Source organism: Pseudothermotoga thermarum DSM 5069 (assembly GCF_000217815.1).
Taxonomy (GTDB): Bacteria; Thermotogota; Thermotogae; order Thermotogales; family DSM-5069; genus Pseudothermotoga; species Pseudothermotoga thermarum.
The window spans coordinates 688,007-704,931 of record NC_015707.1; the positions used below are offsets into that span (position 1 = coordinate 688,007).

A 16,925-nucleotide genomic window follows, 5' to 3' on the forward strand; every position below is an offset into this window, starting at 1 on the left:
GTCCGAAAGGACCGCTTAATTTTTCTTTTTTATCGTTTGGACAAATCTTTGACTGGCTTTTATAACATCTCCTGCTCCAACGAAAAGATAGACGGTGTTTTCGGTAACAGGTAGCAGGGATTCCACCAAGTCCAGCGAAGGTACATAGAAAGCTTTTTTTCCACTCGTTATCAGACCTTCGACTATAATCTTCGACGAAATTTTTGGAACATCAACTTCGAACGCATCGTAAACTTCTGTAACGTAAACTTCATCTGCAAGCTCTAACGCACGGGAAAATTTTCCATCTTCCCTTGCCAAGCGCGTGTAGCGATGAGGTTGGAACACAACAACCTTCTTTTCGTTTGGAAATCTTTCTTGTGCTGCTTTAAGCAAACATTGAATCTCGTCTGGTGTATGGGCATAATCATCGACCACAAAGATTCTTCGTTCTTCATCGATTACTGTAACAGTGAACCTTCTGTAGGTGTTGACAAAGCTCTCAAGAGCTTTGATTACAGCTAAAACATCGTGTCCAATTGCCCAAAGTAAAGTTATAACTGCCATCGCATTTAAAACGTTGTGTTCGCCTGGGACTTTCAAAATCAGTTCGTATTTTTTTCCATCTAGTTCTATAGTTGCCGCTTGTACCAACCTATTTACCTTACGTTCCAAAAGTCTACACACGCCAGCGGTTTTGCCAAAGGTTAGATGCCCAAGCTTTCCTGTGGTTTCATCCTCGCGATATGTAACTGCTAAATCCTTTGTGTTCAAAACAAGATTTTCAAAACATTTTTTATAGAATGAAGGATCAGATTTAAAATTCTCCATGTGATCTCCTCTGGCGTTCGTTATGATGAGATAGTTTGGAGAAAAATTACAAAATTCAGGTTGACTTTCATCAAGTTCATAAACGACTTTTTCGCATCCTTTTCTGTAATTGCCATACTCAAGAGAGGTATGAAGTCCACCCAAAAAGACTGTGGGATTTTCACCTATTGTTTTCAACACATGGGCCAACATGGCGGTGGTTGTAGTTTTACCATCCGAGCCGGTGACTGCATATTGAAGATGTCTTTGTACAATTGAGCGTAAAAACTCAAACCTGTTAATCACTGGTACGTGTTCTTCCTTCGCTCTTGATATCTCCGGATTATCTTTGTGAACCGCAGGAGTGTAAACTACCAAATCCGGATTCAACCAGTTGTTGTAACTGTGTCCGAGAAATACCTTTACACCTAATTTTTGTAGAAGCCTAATTTGTTCATTTTCATACAAATCCGAACCATAGACAAGCTTGCCTTCAAAGTGAGAGTGCAAAGCCAAAGAACTCATTCCAATACCGCCGATTCCAACAAAATGTATTTTCATAGAATCTCCTCCAAAATAATTTTTGCAATCTGCGTGGCTGGGTTATCTTTTTTTTCTTCTTGTCGTTGCAATCTTTGAGCTTTTTTCAAAGCAGCTAGAAGGTTATCACGGTTGCAATCTTTTTGCCTCAGCACAACAGCCCTTCCTGTTTTTTCTAGGTACATTGCGTTTTTAACTTGATGTCTTCCTGCTGAACCCTCCCACGGTATCAAAACACCTGGAACTCCAAAATACAACATTTCACTTACAGTTAAAGCACCTGCCCTTGCAATCACCAACCTAGCTCTGCGCCACACAGATGCCATTGAATATATGTAGTCGTAAGCCAGCACGTTTTTGAACTTCGACAGTCTTTTAGTCCAATTTGAATCGCCGGTTATATGGACGAAGGTAGTTTCATGGTCTATGGAATAGATTTGTTCCATAATTGAATTTAAGAATTCGCTACCTTTGCTTCCTCCCATGACTAGAACGAAATCTTTTGCTTCATTCCATTCATCATTTTCTTTGATTCTTATTGGATTTCCAGTGACGATTACGTTTTTTCTGACAGATCGAGGAAAATACCTTACAGTTTCTTCAAATCCCACGAATATTTTCCTTGCATTTTTGCTCAAAACTTTGTTCGTCAAACCTGGTACGATGTTTTGTTCCTGTATGAAAATGGGCTTGTGCTGCGAAAGCAAAGCTTTACCAACCGGAAACGATACATATCCACCTGTCAAAAAGCCGAAGTCACATTCTTTTGTTTCCGAAGAAATCATACTCTTAATTTTAGCAATTTTCAATAGCCTTTTTATATTCACAGGGTTGATTATCGGTCTTTTCAATCCCATTATATCAACAACAACTCTTTTGTACTCAGGATGTTCAAGCGGTATTATCTTGTTCTCTAAACCGCGCGCTACACAAAAATAAACGACATCAATATCTTTAATTTTTACAATGGACTCCAAAACAGCCAAAGCTGGGTAAAGATGTCCACCTGTTCCCCCTCCTGCAGCTGCTATTTTCATCTTTGTTCCTCTTCCTCCCTCCTTGTCAAAATGTTGATAACTATCCCAAAACCGCAAAGCATTGTGACCATTGAGCTTCCTCCGTAGCTGATGAACGGCAAGGTTACTCCAGTGATTGGTACAAGTCCAGTGATAACCCCAAGGTTCACCAAAACTTGAAGTAATATCAAAAAGGCATAACCTGTGATAAAAGATGTTGCAAATGTATCGGAAAGTTTTTCAATGCTCTTTAGAAGTATAAAAATCAAAATTAAAAACAACAAGGTTATACCGATTATACCAATGATACCAAATTCTTCCCCAGCAACCGCCAGAATAAAATCTGTAACCACCGCCGGAACTGCAAGCTTGACGTTCCCAAGTCCAACACCTTTCCCAACTAGCCCTCCTTCTTTAATGGCTTGCAAAGCTTTGGCAAGTTGCTGAGGAATTTGCTCTTCAAAGAAAACTTTCAAACGCCAAAGTTGATAGTCGTGAAAAAATAGATTCATTTTTGCACAAACAAAAAGCACAACAATTGAAGAAATTACAGTTGCAAGCACGTAAAACCCGTTTGCACCATGAGAGTAAAGTAAAAGCAAAGTCAAGGCAAACATTATGGAGGCTGTGCTCATATCTGGTTCGAGAAAAACTAAAACAACCATTGGAAAGATCAGAAGTAGCGGAATTAGAAAACCTTTGAAAAATTCTTTCATATGTTGTTTATTGTGCGAAATATAACTTGATAAAAAGATTATGAGGGCTAACTTTGCAAATTCAGAGGGTTGAAAGTTGAAAGCACCTAAGTCAATCCAACGTCTTGATCCACCAGCTGGAGAATAAAAAAATGGCGTGAAGAGCAAGCTTATGGATAAAAGATAATAAAAGCCTGAGATTTTTTCGTGTATTTTGTAGTCTATCATGGTAGTTATCGTCATGACAAGTACACCGATCACAAGATTTTCAATGTGCTTTTTCAAAATGTTTCTATGCAAATTTCCAAATAAAACAAGCTGAGAAGCTACATCAACACTTGATATCAAGATCATTCCAACTACGATCAGAATAGCCACGACAAAAACAATTGACAACTGTTCCGACAAAATTTAACCCCCCAGCAAAGATTTTACCACCCTTTCAAAATGTTCTCCCCTTTCGGTATAGTTCTTGTAAAGATCAAAACTTGCTCCTGCAGGGCTAAGTAAAACAACTTCGCCTGGTTCTGCCATTGAAAAGGCTTCTTTTACAGCTTGATCCATGTTTTCCACGATTTTGCTTTGAACATTTGCTTTTTCTATCAGGTCTTTTATCAAACTAGCCATTTCTCCAAACATTACGACTGCTTTTGCTTTTTCACAAATTTTGTTTATCAAAGGTTCATAATTTTCGTTTTTTCCTTTACCTGTTAGTATCAACACGACTTTTTTATCTTCAAAGTTTTCCAATGCTTCGATAGTTGCAGCGGCACTTGTGGATTTTGAATCGTTGTAAAAGCTAACCCCGTTGATTTCAGCAACAAATTGCATCCTGTGTTTTGGCGGGGTGAAATCTTCCAAAAGTTTTAAAGCCTCGCTTATTTGAAATCCAATTATTCTCAGCACTTGAACTACTGCCGATAAGTTCCAAAGATTCTGCGTGGTGTACAAGTTTGCATTTGAAAATGGATAAAGTTTTCCTTCCAGCTCAATGGTTTTTTCTTGTTTGTTTGCTTTTATCCGATCAAAGCCAACCGTGTTATCGTAAGACATTGCCAGTGAGGAAAGTAAAGGATCTTGCGAGTTGTAAACTCTTATAGAAGAGAAATCGAACAATTTCAGCTTTGAGCGATAATAATGTTCAAAGCTTGGATGCCAATCCAAATGGTTTGGCTTTATGTTAGTGATCACGCCAATATCAATCGGTAATTTTCTACTCCAAAAAAGTTGGAAGCTGCTAAGTTCAAGCACCAAGTAATCTATGTCTTTTTCCACAAGTTTTGCGATGGGATTACCTATGTTACCAAGACATTCGACACTCTTTCCAGCTTTTTTCAAAGCGTGTGTTAACATACTGCAGGTTGTGGTTTTCCCATTGGTTCCAGTGATCCCTATTACGACTTTTGGCTTTTTCAAAGCAAGAATTACATCAAGATCTGTCAGCACTTTTTCATCTGCTTTGGAAACGACAGGATGGTCCGGTTTAACAGACGGACTTACAACGATTCGATCAGCCCTCAAAATTGCGTCACTGTTTTGCCCTTCTTCATATTCAACACCAAGTGATTCAAGTTCCGTTTTTTCCTCTAAGTTGAGCAAACGAATTTCACTCACAAAAACATTGTGACCCAACTGTCGAAGAACTTTACACAATTCTTTGTTGCTGATGCCATAACCCACTAGTGCATACAACAAAATATCATTCCTCCAGCAAGTTCAATTATAAAATTTTCGCTCGAATGAAGCAACGTTCATTTGAAAAGCTTTTCTTTCTAAATAGTTAAAAAAATTGACTTTTGTTCAATCAAAAGCTTATACTATGTGTGGATGAACAACAAAAGGAGGGAAAATTGATGTTACAGGTTGTTGATAGGATCATTGAATCAGGTATTGTTGCGGTTATTCGTGCAGAGACTCCTGAAAGGGCTATAGAGATCTGTCGAGCTTGTAAAGAAGGTGGAATAGTTGCCATAGAAGTGACTTTTAGCGTTCCCCACGCAGCTGAAGTAATTTATCAACTTGACAAAGAATTTGGTAAAGAAATTCTCCTTGGAGCAGGAACGGTTCTTGATCCCTACACTGCTAAAATAGCAATCGAGGCTGGAGCGAGGTACATTATCGCACCAAATCTTTCAGAGGAAACAGCACTTCTTTGTAACAAACACAGGGTACCTTATATTCCCGGAGTTTTGACACCAACGGAAATAGTGAGAGCATTGGAATTGGGTGTGCCTTTGATGAAGCTTTTCCCAGCATCGGCAGTCGGACCTTCTTACATTAAGGCAATACACGGTCCTCTGCCACAGGCAAAACTCATACCAACTGGCGGTGTGGAACTTGACAACGTCAAAGAATGGATTAAAGCTGGAGCGGTGGCTGTAGGTGTCGGCGGCGGTTTAACGAAGGGAACTAGAGAGCAGATAGTAGAGACTGCCAGAAAATTTGTGCAACTCATAGCTGAGGCAAGAAAAGAAAAGGAAACTTAAATTTTGAAAAACAAAATTTTGGGGGCAAGACACGGTATCTTGCCCTTTTTTTGTTGGGTATAATCTTTAAATGAGGTGGTGCTTTTGCAAAAAGCCGTTGTTATAAACACTGGGAGCGAGCTTGTTGAGGGACGTACTTTGAATTCAAACGCAAAATATATATGTGAGAAACTTGCAGAGAGAGGTTTTGTGGTCAAGAAGGTTCTAATGCTCGATGACGATCTTGATTTGATTTCCTCGACTGTAAGCCAAGAGCTTTTGGATAACGATTTACTGATCATAACAGGTGGATTGGGACCAACAGAGGATGACAAAACAAGGGAAGCTGTTGCAAAAGCTTTGAATAGATCTCTTTACGTTGATCAAGAGTTAGCCAATAAAATTCTAGATAGGGTGAAAAAATATTACTCTAAAATTCCTGAGAACATCGTGAAGCAAGCAGAGGTTATAGAAGGTGCAAAAGTAATTCCAAACGAAGTGGGAACAGCTCCTGGTCAGTTGATAGAATTACCCGGCAAAAAAATCGTGATTCTACCTGGCCCGCCTCAGGAATTAATTCCAATGTTTGAAAAGATTGTAAATGATTTAAAAGCTTCTGAAGATCTCATTATAGTTGTGATGACCTTCTTTGGGATACCAGAATCAGTCATCGATGAAACAATTTCGCAGCTGGAACCTTCTAAAGAAATCAAGGTTACCACGCAGGCCACTTACGACAACGGTGTTAAAGTTAGATTGATTGCCAACAAATCTATATCTTGCAAGGTAAATGAGTTTGCAGAAAAGCTTATCAAAAAGTTTAAAGAAGCCTTTGTGGGATTCGGAGATTTAAAGCTCGAGGAAGTGGTGGTTAATTTACTCAAAGAACGTGGTAAAAAGCTTGCGGTTGCCGAATCGTGCACAGGAGGTTTGATATCCTCAAGGATAGTTTCAGTTCCTGGTGCTTCACAAGTTTTTTTAGGAAGTGTTGTGGCTTACGATAACGACGTTAAAATAAAGGTACTTGGAGTTTCAAGTGATACTCTGAAAAAATTTGGCGCTGTTTCGCAAGAATGTGCTATGGAAATGGCTTTGGGAATAGAAAAACTAACAGGTGCAGATATATGTGTTGCGGTGACTGGAATAGCTGGTCCGACAGGTGGAACAGTTGACAAACCCGTTGGGACTGTTTATATTGCGGTAAAATACGAAAACAACTGCCAAGTTATAAGGCTTTTTTATCCGCACGAAAGAAACATTTTTCGAATGAGAATTTCTGGTCATGCACTGTTTGAAGTTGTGAAAAGGTTGAAGGGTATGATATGATATTTTGTAGAATCCTCCCAAGGAGGAATAAAAATGGTTAATGAGCAATATTTGAGTGTGTTCATCGCTGAAAGCAAAGAATACATTCAAACTCTTAACGATAGCTTACTTGCTTTGGAAAAGGATCCAAACAACATGGAAGCTGTCAACGAAGCTTTCAGAGCTTTGCATACGCTCAAGGGAATGGCCGGAACAATGGGTTTTGATAGGATGTCAAAATTCTGTCATGTTGTTGAACAATTTTTGGACAAAGTTAGAAACAAAAAAGTAGCTTTGACTTCGGATTATCTAGATGGGTTGTTTGCCAGCATAGATATACTCGACAAGATGTTGAATTCGATTGTGAACACAGGCACGGATCAAGTTGGGGAAGCAGAAATGGAAATATTGATCAAAAGCTTCGAAAGTGCAAAAGTTACTCAAGATACCGAAAAAACCATTGAGCAAGAAGCGAAAAGTAAGACATCGAAGGCTGAGGAAATGAACGAATTTTCAATAGAGCTATCTCCAGAAGTTTTGAACGTGATAAGAGAGGCAAAAAAACAAGGCTACAATGCCTACAAAGTAAAAGTTGTGCTTGAACAGGGGACGCAGTTTAAAGCTGTTAGAATGTTCATGGTTTTCAAGCAGATCGAAGACAACGGTGGACAGATTCTCAGCTCTTTACCATCCGTTGAGGATATAGAACAAGAAAAGTTTGATCTTGAAGTTGAATTAGTCGTTGTGACTAAGCAAGAAAAGGAAGATCTTAGAAATTCTCTGTTAGCGATATCAGAAATAGAAAAGGTGATGATAGCTGACATTTCACCAGAACAACAAGTTGAAATTGTCAAAGAACATGTGAAACCTCAGCCAACTGTTGAGGAAACAAAGCAAGCCGTTGAAGAGGAATCTAAAACTGCAAAACGTAAAAGAATTGTACAGACTGTTAGAGTCGATATAGATAAACTCGACACACTTATGAACCTCATGGGTGAGTTGGTCATTTCTCGCAGTAGAATTGCCGATACCTTGAGAAAATACAACATAAAAGAAGTTGACGAAAGTTTAGCCCAGCTAACCAGAGTAACTCTTGATCTACAAAACGTTGTGATGAAAATGAGAATGGTTCCAATCGCTTTTGTTTTCAACAGATTTCCAAGAATGGTTCGTGATTTGGCAAAACAGTTGAACAAGGAGATAAACTTCATCATCGAAGGTGAGGAAACAGAACTTGATAGAACGTTTGTTGAAGATATAGGCGAACCGATACTCCATCTGTTGCGCAACGCCATCGACCATGGTATAGAAAGTAAGGAAGAGCGCTTGGCAAAGGGAAAACCAGCCGTTGGAACAGTTGTGCTTTCCGCAAGGCACGAGGGTAACAACGTTGTAATAGAGGTAAAGGACGATGGAAGAGGAATAGATAGAAACGCCGTTTTGAAAAAAGCTATAGAAAAAGGTTTAATAACGGAAGCGCAAGCAGAATCTCTATCCGACGAAAAAGTTTATGAGTTTTTGTTCTTGCCAGGATTTTCGACCAAGTCTGAGGCGACGGAACTTTCTGGCAGAGGGGTTGGGATGGACGTTGTAAAGAACGTCGTAGAATCTTTAAATGGTTCAGTGAGTATACAAAGTGTCCGAGGGAAAGGAACTACTGTTACAATACGATTACCTTTAACTTTGGCAATAATACAAGCTTTGCTTGTTAAGGTTGGAAAGTACGTTTACGCGATACCTATTGCAAATATTGACAGCACTCTCAACATTGATCGCTCGCAGATAAAGAAAATCCAGGATCGCGAGGTTACGGTGATAAGAGGTGAAATTGTTCCTATTGTGAAACTTTGGGAAGTGCTTGGTATTCCACACGAACTTCAAGATGGCTTTTATAACACAGTTATAGTTAGATCTGGAAATAGGAAAATAGGAATAGCTGTTGACACCTTGATAGGTCAAGAAGATATCGTTATAAAATCGCTTGGCAAGATCTTCTCAGATGTGAAACTTTTCAGTGGTGGAGCAATACTTGGTGACGGTAGTATTGCTTTGATTTTGGATGTAACAAACATCGCGTAATGTTGGGGGTGCTATCATGGCTGAACAAAAGATTTTTGAAGTGTTTGTTTTTAGTATAGGAGATCAAGAAATGGCTTTTGATATCGAATACGTTAGCATGGTTATTGATAAAGCAGAGATAACCCCAGTTCCAAGGTCAAAACCAACAGTTCTTGGGGTTATGAACTTGAGAGGTAGGATTGTTCCGGTTATAAGCTTGCCAAAGTTGCTTGGATTGCAAGACTCAGCGAGTGAAGAGGTGGGAAAGATAGTTGTTGTAAATTGGGAAGAAATAGAAGCAGGCTTTGCAGTTTCAAAGGTGAAGGGAGTAACAAGGTGTAGCATCGAAGAGGTTGAAAAACTGTACAAACTGGATAAGTTTGGTGAAAAATGCAAAGGTATTATCAAAAAAGGAGATGAATTGATTGTATATCTTAGTCTTGATAAAATCTTAGAGGAATTAACAGCTGCTTATGAACATGTTTAACAAGGAGGGCATTGTAAATGGCAAAAAGGGTTTTGATAGTTGATGATGCAGCTTTTATGAGAATGCTATTGAGGGACATAATAACTAAAGCGGGGTATGAAGTTGTTGGAGAAGCGGCAAACGGTGTGGAAGCTGTTGAAAAGTACAAGGAACTAAAACCTGATATCGTCACGATGGACATAACCATGCCGGAGATGAATGGTATAGAAGCCATAAAAAAAATTCGAGAAATTGATCCCAACGCCAAGATAATAGTTTGCAGCGCTATGGGACAGCAAGCGATGGTTATTGAGGCCATCCAAGCTGGTGCAAAGGATTTCATAGTCAAGCCTTTCCAGCACTCTCGTGTGATTGAAGCGCTTCAAAAAGTTGGTTAAACCGAGGTGGGGATTATAGGAGCGCTCTTTTTTCAAGTTCTTTTGGCTTTTCTTCTTTTGATCGGTTTTCTTGCGTTCGTTTATTTTTTTGTCCGACGAAAAACGATATCTTTTGGGAAAAATATCCGTGTTGTTGAGAGATTTTACCTTGATAGATCTACCTCGATTGTTTTGGTTAGACTGATGGATGACTATTATTTTATCCTTGTAACTCCTTCTGGTGCAACTGTTTTGAAAAAGTTGACAGAGGAAGAAATGGGTTCTTTGGAACAAGCCAAAGAATCTTCTTTCTCCGAGATCTTCTTCAAGCACATAGCGCGAAAAAGCAAGAAAGGTGAAAATCAGTGAGAAAGCTGTTGTTATCCTTGCTTTTGGTGCTCTTTCTCACGACTGGTTTCCCGCAAGAGGAAATTCCATTTCCTTCGATCAGGATAGGTATATCACCCGCAGAAAGCCCGCGAGATCTTGTTACAACGTTGGAAATACTTCTTATATTGACAGTTTTAGCTCTTGCGCCGAGTATTCTTGTTTTGTTCACATCTTTTACAAGGATAATAGTTGTCTTTTCGTTTTTGAGGAATGCCCTCGGTACGCGACAAACTCCTCCGGCGCAAGTTTTAGTTGGATTGGCTCTTTTTCTGACTTTTTTGATAATGCAGCCAGTTTGGAATGACATTTACAACAATGCTTTACAACCCTACATGAACGGGCAGATAGGTTATCAAGAGATGTTCTCCAGGATTATGAATCGAGTGAGGATTTTCATGATAAATGAACTTAAAAATCATCACAACGAAGGAAAAGTTTTTTTGCTTGCATCGTCTGTTGGACAAAAATTTGACAAATTGGAAGACGCTCCGAACAGCATTTTGATTCCAGCTTTTGTTCTTGGAGAACTTGAGCTTGGTTTTAAGATGGGAATGCTGTTGTACATACCGTTCATAGTCATAGACATGGTTGTTTCGAGCATTCTTCTGGCCATGGGTATGATAATGATTCCACCTGTTTTGATATCTCTTCCCTTCAAGGTATTACTCTTTGTAGCGGTGAACGGTTGGGACCTTTTGATATCCGGATTGATAAAAAGCTTTGCGGGAGGATGAACTATGACGATAGACGTTTTTGTGGACATCGTCAAGCAAGGTGTTCAAACTGTAATTTTGGTTATAACCCCGCCTTTGTTGGTCAGCTTGATCGTAGGACTTGTGATAAGCATATTCCAAGCTGTTACGCAGATACATGAACAAACATTGACGTTTGCTCCGAAGATTATTCTGGTCCTTTTGACAGTGGCTTTGCTGGGTAGTTGGATGCTTCAAAAACTTGTTGAGTATTCGCAGGAATTGTTGGAAAAGTACATGGGAATGATCTAGGTTGGATTGGAAAGTCTTTCTTGAAACCAAGTTTTTGGTTTGGGTTTTGTTTGTTACAAGGTTAGCGGGCATGTTCATGATCGCTCCTTTTTTTGCAGATTGGTTTTTCCCCTTGCAGCTTAAAATTCCGCTTGTGGTGTTTTTCAGCTGGGCGGCTCTTCCGATGATAAACGAAGTTATTCCTTTGAGTATAAACGTGATGAGTTTAGTTCTTTCCATGCTGGCAAACTACTTTTTGGGGTTTTTGATTGGTTTTTTTGCAATATTACCTTTTGCCGCTATCTCAATTGCTGGAGAAATTTTTGGAACACAGATGGTTTTAGCTTTATCGTCGGTCTTCGATCCTCAGCGTGAAGAAACACCAATCCTTGGAGAATTCGTTTACGTTGTTGGTTTATACGTGTTTGTGGCTTTGAACGGACATTTGTTGCTCCTGCAAGCAATTGTTGAGTCAACCAGCAAAGTACCTTTGTCACAGACGATTTTAAAGCCAAATATCGTATCATTGGTTTTGGAAAAAAGCGGAGAAATGTTTGTAGTCGCGATGAAATTTGGTTTTCCGATAATTGCGTTCATGCTTGTCGTAACTTTGGCACTTGGAATACTCTCACGATTGATTCCGCAGATGAACGTTTTTATGGTCGGAATGCCTTTAAAGATTTTGGTTGGTTTAATCTTGTTTCTTGGGATGATACCGGTATGGGCGGACGTTTTTTCGCAAATTTCGGTGCGTCTGATGAATTTTGTGGAGAATTTTGTCAAAAATCTTTGAGGATGGATATACAACTTTTTGCCGATCCTGAGAAAACGGAAAAACCAACTCCGCGTAGAAGAAAAAAAGCTAGAGAAGAAGGTCAAGTCGCAACCTCTAGGGAACTAAACATGGCTGTTTCTTTCATTGCATCGGCTTTTGCGATGAGGTTTCTTTTTCAAAGATTGGTTTTGGCTTTGGAAAAAACCAGTTTTGAGTTTTTCACGTTAAATGGATATGAGCAACAGCTGGATTCTTTCGGCCAAAACTTGCTGTGGCAATTCACGCATGTTTTGTTGATAGTCGCAATGATTTTCATGGTGACAATACTTGCCGCGGTCTTTGTTGGAAGCCTTCAAACTAAATTCTTCTTTTCCTTTAAACCTTTAAGAATTGATCTAAAAAGAATCAATCCAGTTGAAGGTTTTAAAAGGATGTTTTCGTTAAGAAGTCTTTTTGAGCTTATTAAATCGATCTTCAAGATGGTCATAGTTGGATACGTGGGTTATTCGATCGTAAGAAAAAATTGGAAAACTTTTGCACTTTACAGCGATATGGATCTTTTTGAAGCTTCGAAAAAACTTTTTGTTCTTCTTTATGAAGTCATGTTTCAATGCGGGTTAGCGTTGTTGGCGCTTGCTTTTTTTGATTATTTTTACCAATGGTGGGAATTTGAAAAAAGCCTTCGAATGACCAGGCAAGAACTCAAAGAAGAGTACAGAGAAGTCGAAGGAAGTCCAGAGATAAAGCGAAAACAACGCGAAATTATGATAAGGCTTGCTCGTGGACGTATGTTGCAAGAGGTGCCCAAAGCGGATGTTGTTGTTACAAATCCAACCCACATTGCCGTTGCTTTAAAATACGATGCGGAGGAAATGGAAGCACCAATTGTACTTGCAAAAGGGTTGGATGAACTTGCCCAAAAAATCGTTGAAATTGCAAGGCAAAATAACATTCCAATCGTGAGAAACCCACAGGTTGCAAGGCAGCTTTATTATTCTGTTGAAGTTGGAGAACAGATCCCTCCAACACTTTACCGCGCCGTTGCAGAAATTCTTGCTTATGTTTACTCACTTAAAACTTAAGTTATAATTTTTAAAGGGAGTTTCAGTATGAAAAACATAGACGTTGTGGTTGCAATTTTGATAGTTTCGATAGTGTTTTTAATGATTCTGCCTTTACCAGCCTTCGTGCTGGATTTTTTCCAATTGCTGAACATTTCCATCTCCATGGTCATATTGTTTTCAACCATGTACGTCAAACATGCCCTTGATATATCCTCATTTCCCACCTTGCTCCTCATAGTCACGCTTTTCAGACTTGGGCTAAACGTTGCCTCCACGAGATTGATTCTACTTGAAGGTGAGAAATTTCAAGGAAAAGTTATAAGAACCTTTGGAGAGTTTGTTGTTAAGGGTGATTACGTCGTCGGTTTGATAGTGTTCATAATTTTGGTTATAATTCAGTTCATCGTCATCACCAGGGGTGCTGAAAGAATTGCCGAAGTCGCTGCAAGGTTTACGCTCGATGCAATGCCAGGAAAACAGATGAGTGTGGATGCAGATTTGAACGCAGGCCTTATAACTGAAGAAGAAGCAAGAAAAAGAAGGGATCTCATCAGAAGAGAGGCAGACTTTTATGGAGCAATGGATGGTGCCACAAAGTTTGTGCGAGGCGATGCGATAGCAAGCATAATAATCGTTTTTGTCAACATTCTTGGGGGTCTTTTGATAGGAATTTTGAAACATGGTTTAAGCGTAGCCGAAGCCGCTAGAGTTTATGCCTTGTTGACCGTCGGAGATGGTTTGGTAACGCAGATTCCTGCCCTTTTGGTTTCAACTGCGACTGGTATTTTAGTTTCCAGAGCGGCTTCAAAGGAAAACCTTGGGCAGGATTTGGTAAGGGAGCTTACGGCAGAAAGAAAGGTACTTTTCATCAGTGGAGTAATGTTGATTTTTCTTGGAATTGCCACACCATTGCCTTTCACAAGCACCATAATTGGCTTAGCTTTTGTGTTGCTTGCAATTTACACAACCAGATTGGCGCCACAACCTGAAAAAACACCGGCGGTTGCGGCTCCAACCGTTGTAAAGCCAATATTGACGACACCTCAAGAGGTAGCAGATGTTTTGCAGACTGATACAGTGGAAATCGAAATAGGATACGGTTTGTTGCCGCTTGCCGATCCATCTCAAGGTGGAGATCTTTTGGAAAGAATCACCATGATAAGAAAGCAAATTGCCTTCGATTTGGGGTTGGTTCTTTCACCTATAAGGGTGCGTGACAGTGTTTTACTTAAGCCGAACGAGTACGTCATAAAAATACGCGGTGCAGAAGTTTCAAGATATGAACTAGTTCCAAACAGGTTGCTTGCAATCAACCCCGGTACTGCTTCTCAGAAAATAGCTGGAATACCAACGAAAGAGCCTGCCTTTGGAATGCAAGCTTTTTGGATAGAACCAGCGAGAAAAGATGAGGCTACAAAGTTAGGTTATACAGTTGTGGATCCTCCGACTGTTTTTGCAACTCATTTGACGGAAACTCTCAAACGTAATGCGGCAGATTTGCTTGGTACAAGAGAATTCAACCTGTTGCTCGATGGTTTAAGGGAAAAGTTCCCGCAACTTGTCAGTGACCTTATACCATCTGTTCTAAAAGCAGGAGATGTTAAAAAGATTTTGCAAAGACTTTTGGCTGAACAAGTTTCCATCAGGAATCTTCCCTTGATTTTCGAAACTCTTCTTGAATACGGTGAAAAGAGTACAGATATAGTGTATTTGACTGAGCAAGTTAGAAGGGCTTTAAAGCGGCAAATTGCACAATCGGTTCAAGCCGAGGATGGAAAGATCCACGCCGTTGGGCTTGACCATGGACTTGAAAAAAGATTGGCCGAATCAATCCAAGATGTGGCTGGTGAAAGAAAAATAGTTTTAAACCCGCAGATTTTAAGGGAGATAATGGAAAGTATATCCAAGCAGCTTGAACTGCTTATGAGAAAAGGTTATATGCCGGTTGTGGTGTGCTCTGGTGCCATCAGACCGTACTTGGCTTCAACGGTGAGAAAGTTTTTGCCAAACGTCCCTGTTATCGCTTATGAAGAAATTCCTGAAGACATTACCTTGCAAGTGGAAGGTGTGGTTAAACTGTGAAGATGAAGAAATACATTGTAACGGATATCAGGCAGGCTTTAGAGCAAATAAGGAAAGATCTTGGCGAGGACGCCATAATCTTGAGCACGCGAAGTTTTAGAAAAGGTGGTTTTTTCGGCATAGGAGGTAAAAAGTTTCTTGAGGTAACAGCCGTTGTGGATGAAAAGGAAGAGAAAAAGAAAGAAGACTTGGAAGTTTACAAATTGCAGGAATTACTTGTAAAAAGCAAGGAAAAAAGATATGAGGAAGAACTTACCGAAATAAAACAGATGTTGAAAGAAATGAAAACAATGGTTCTTTCGATCAAGCGAGAAGACTTGTCAGAGGATTTGAAGGCACTTTCGAAAGCTTTTGAAATTCAAGATATAGATTCTGAAATTTCCAATAAGATTTTGGAGTACATCAGGTTAAGCTACGGTAATCTCAAAGTCGATGAAACCATTCTTGAAAAGTTGACCGATTACTTTCAACCATTTTTGAAAACAGAAATTCCCATCCTTCAAGGTGTTGTTATGTTTGTAGGTCCAACCGGGGTTGGAAAGACAACAACGCTTGCAAAAATAGCTGCAAGGTTGAAACTTGTCGAGAAAAAGAATGTTGCGATTCTCACCCTGGATACATATCGAATTGCCGCGGCGGAGCAATTGAAAATCTATGCAAATATCATGGATATTCCCATGAGAGTTGCTTACACACCTATGGAGGCAAAGATCGAACTGGAAGCCATGAGATCGTTTGATGTGGTTTTAATCGATACCGCTGGAAGAAGCCCTAACAACGAAATACAGATAAGTGAACTTAAAGCCCTTGCTGAAACTATTTCTCCCAACATTTGTTTTCTCGTGCTAGCCATGAATTACAAATATTCGGACATAAAGGACATGGTCAAAAGATTCTCGGTGGCGAAATTTTCACACGTGATACTCACGAAAATGGATGAGACCAAATCTTACGGTCATCTTTTGAACGTGCCATACACAACTGGTGTGCCATTGGCCTACGTCACCAACGGCCAAAGGGTCCCTGAGGATATAATTGAAGCAAACAGAATAGAACTTTCACATCTTTTGGCAAAAGAGGTGCTGCGCTCTGTCAGATCAAGCTGAGGGTTTGCGGGCCGACGGCACAAAGATAATAAGTGTAACGAGTGGAAAAGGCGGGGTTGGAAAAACGGTTATAGCCGTAAATCTTGCCATTGTTTTGGCTCAAAGGGGTCATAGTGTTTTGCTCTTCGATGCGGATGTTGGATTTGCCAACGCGGAAATATTGATGGGAATAGTACCAAAATACACGATAAAGGATTTTCTTAGAGGTAAAATCTCATTGGAAGAGACTATTTTTAGAACACCATTTCAGGTTGATTTGATAAGTTCCGGCATGGATGTGGAAGACATAATCACCTTCAACCTTCAAACAAAAAGCGATTTGTACAATGAATTTCAACGCATCGTAAGCAGGTACGAATACATAGTTTTTGATTTTCCACCTGGTTTCAACGAGAAATTGGAGGAATTTTATGTTCAATCCGATCATCTTGTTTTAGTGACAACAACGGAACCCACATCGCTTGTGAATGCTTACACCTTTTTGAAGATCATGACCATCAAAGGTTTGGATCCTGAAAGTTTTCACCTTGTGGTTAATATGGTTAAAGATATGCGCGACGGAAGAAGGATAGCGGACAAGTTCATCGCAGTAGTTGAAAAGTTCACTGGCGTACTGATAACTTCTGCACATGTTGTGAAAAACGATTCAACGGTTAAAGAAAGTGTCACACACCAAGTGCCTTTTGTTGTAAGCAAAGCAAATTCTCAGCCGGTGTTTGCGATCCACGGTATAGCGGATACCATAACCAAAAAAGCTGTTCAAAGAAAACTCAGCTTTTTTGACAGACTAAGAATGATCTTTGGAGGATAAAGG

General features: G+C 39.7%; 17 protein-coding genes. 13 read left to right on the forward strand and 4 right to left on the reverse strand.

Annotation, left to right across the window (positions count from 1 at the left end; all coding sequences use genetic code 11):
- Positions 1–15 precede the first annotated feature (15 nt).
- Genes murC through murD form a run of 4 tightly spaced genes read right to left on the reverse strand, consistent with a single transcriptional unit; the run spans position 16 to position 4,732 of the window.
- Positions 16–1,350 (reverse strand): UDP-N-acetylmuramate--L-alanine ligase, encoded by a 1,335-nt coding sequence (gene murC, locus THETH_RS03470; protein ID WP_013931993.1) that lies wholly within the window; start codon positions 1,348–1,350, stop codon positions 16–18.
- Positions 1,347–2,366, reverse strand: coding sequence for a UDP-N-acetylglucosamine--N-acetylmuramyl-(pentapeptide) pyrophosphoryl-undecaprenol N-acetylglucosamine transferase (locus THETH_RS03475; RefSeq protein ID WP_013931994.1), 1,020 nt, complete (start codon positions 2,364–2,366; stop codon positions 1,347–1,349). The genes murC and THETH_RS03475 overlap by 4 nt, the downstream gene beginning before the upstream one ends.
- Complete coding sequence (locus THETH_RS03480) at positions 2,363–3,448, reverse strand: FtsW/RodA/SpoVE family cell cycle protein (protein ID WP_013931995.1); 1,086 nt, start codon at positions 3,446–3,448, stop codon at positions 2,363–2,365. Before THETH_RS03480 ends, THETH_RS03475 begins: the two co-directional genes overlap by 4 nt.
- Before the next feature lie 3 nt (positions 3,449–3,451).
- Positions 3,452–4,732 carry a UDP-N-acetylmuramoyl-L-alanine--D-glutamate ligase gene (murD, locus tag THETH_RS03485; protein WP_245530554.1) on the reverse strand — a complete coding sequence of 427 codons (1,281 nt, stop codon included), beginning with the start codon at positions 4,730–4,732 and terminating at the stop codon, positions 3,452–3,454.
- Between the two features lie 161 nt (positions 4,733–4,893).
- Between murD and THETH_RS03490 the strand changes: the two genes are divergently transcribed.
- From THETH_RS03490 to THETH_RS03550, 13 genes are all read left to right on the forward strand, one after another.
- Entirely contained in the window at positions 4,894–5,526 is a 633-nt protein-coding gene (locus tag THETH_RS03490) for a bifunctional 2-keto-4-hydroxyglutarate aldolase/2-keto-3-deoxy-6-phosphogluconate aldolase (protein ID WP_013931997.1), read from the forward strand.
- An 84-nt stretch (positions 5,527–5,610) separates the two neighbouring features.
- Complete coding sequence (locus THETH_RS03495) at positions 5,611–6,831, forward strand: CinA family nicotinamide mononucleotide deamidase-related protein (protein ID WP_013931998.1); 1,221 nt, start codon at positions 5,611–5,613, stop codon at positions 6,829–6,831.
- 33 nt (positions 6,832–6,864) lie between these two features.
- Positions 6,865–8,889 carry a chemotaxis protein CheA gene (locus tag THETH_RS03500; protein ID WP_013931999.1) on the forward strand — a complete coding sequence of 675 codons (2,025 nt, stop codon included), beginning with the start codon at positions 6,865–6,867 and terminating at the stop codon, positions 8,887–8,889.
- 16 nt (positions 8,890–8,905) lie between these two features.
- Positions 8,906–9,355: a chemotaxis protein CheW gene (locus tag THETH_RS03505; RefSeq protein ID WP_013932000.1), complete on the forward strand. Its 450-nt coding sequence runs from the start codon at positions 8,906–8,908 to the stop codon at positions 9,353–9,355.
- A 17-nt stretch (positions 9,356–9,372) separates the two neighbouring features.
- A complete protein-coding gene (gene cheY / locus THETH_RS03510; protein WP_013932001.1) occupies positions 9,373–9,732 on the forward strand; it encodes a chemotaxis protein CheY in 360 nt (119 codons plus the stop codon).
- A gap of 6 nt (positions 9,733–9,738) precedes the next feature.
- Positions 9,739–10,080: a FliO/MopB family protein gene (locus THETH_RS03515; RefSeq protein ID WP_013932002.1), complete on the forward strand. Its 342-nt coding sequence runs from the start codon at positions 9,739–9,741 to the stop codon at positions 10,078–10,080.
- On the forward strand, positions 10,077–10,835 hold the full coding sequence (fliP, locus tag THETH_RS03520; RefSeq protein ID WP_013932003.1) for a flagellar type III secretion system pore protein FliP: 759 nt from the start codon (positions 10,077–10,079) through the stop codon (positions 10,833–10,835). Before THETH_RS03515 ends, fliP begins: the two co-directional genes overlap by 4 nt.
- 3 nt (positions 10,836–10,838) lie before the next feature.
- Positions 10,839–11,105 (forward strand): flagellar biosynthesis protein FliQ, encoded by a 267-nt coding sequence (gene fliQ, locus THETH_RS03525; protein WP_013932004.1) that lies wholly within the window; start codon positions 10,839–10,841, stop codon positions 11,103–11,105.
- Between the two features lies 1 nt (position 11,106).
- A complete protein-coding gene (gene fliR, locus THETH_RS03530; protein WP_013932005.1) occupies positions 11,107–11,877 on the forward strand; it encodes a flagellar biosynthetic protein FliR in 771 nt (256 codons plus the stop codon).
- Positions 11,878–11,879: 2 nt separating this feature from the next.
- Entirely contained in the window at positions 11,880–12,941 is a 1,062-nt protein-coding gene (gene flhB, locus THETH_RS03535) for a flagellar biosynthesis protein FlhB (protein ID WP_013932006.1), read from the forward strand.
- 27 nt (positions 12,942–12,968) lie between these two features.
- Entirely contained in the window at positions 12,969–15,005 is a 2,037-nt protein-coding gene (gene flhA, locus THETH_RS03540; RefSeq protein WP_013932007.1) for a flagellar biosynthesis protein FlhA, read from the forward strand.
- On the forward strand, positions 15,002–16,111 hold the full coding sequence (gene flhF, locus THETH_RS03545; RefSeq protein ID WP_013932008.1) for a flagellar biosynthesis protein FlhF: 1,110 nt from the start codon (positions 15,002–15,004) through the stop codon (positions 16,109–16,111). The genes flhA and flhF overlap by 4 nt, the downstream gene beginning before the upstream one ends.
- A 4-nt stretch (positions 16,112–16,115) precedes the next feature.
- Positions 16,116–16,922 carry a MinD/ParA family protein gene (locus tag THETH_RS03550; protein ID WP_013932009.1) on the forward strand — a complete coding sequence of 269 codons (807 nt, stop codon included), beginning with the start codon at positions 16,116–16,118 and terminating at the stop codon, positions 16,920–16,922.
- Positions 16,923–16,925 lie beyond the last annotated feature (3 nt).

Coding starts and splice junctions, on each gene's coding strand:
- flhB (WP_013932006.1), top strand. CDS start 11,880: ATGGATATACAACTTTTTGCCGATCCTGAGAAAACGGAAAAACCAACT.
- THETH_RS03500 (WP_013931999.1), top strand. CDS start 6,865: ATGGTTAATGAGCAATATTTGAGTGTGTTCATCGCTGAAAGCAAAGAA.
- flhA (WP_013932007.1), top strand. CDS start 12,969: ATGAAAAACATAGACGTTGTGGTTGCAATTTTGATAGTTTCGATAGTG.
- cheY (WP_013932001.1), top strand. CDS start 9,373: ATGGCAAAAAGGGTTTTGATAGTTGATGATGCAGCTTTTATGAGAATG.
- THETH_RS03490 (WP_013931997.1), top strand. CDS start 4,894: ATGTTACAGGTTGTTGATAGGATCATTGAATCAGGTATTGTTGCGGTT.
- THETH_RS03475 (WP_013931994.1), bottom strand. CDS start 2,366: ATGAAAATAGCAGCTGCAGGAGGGGGAACAGGTGGACATCTTTACCCA.
- murC (WP_013931993.1), bottom strand. CDS start 1,350: ATGAAAATACATTTTGTTGGAATCGGCGGTATTGGAATGAGTTCTTTG.
- THETH_RS03505 (WP_013932000.1), top strand. CDS start 8,906: ATGGCTGAACAAAAGATTTTTGAAGTGTTTGTTTTTAGTATAGGAGAT.
- fliQ (WP_013932004.1), top strand. CDS start 10,839: ATGACGATAGACGTTTTTGTGGACATCGTCAAGCAAGGTGTTCAAACT.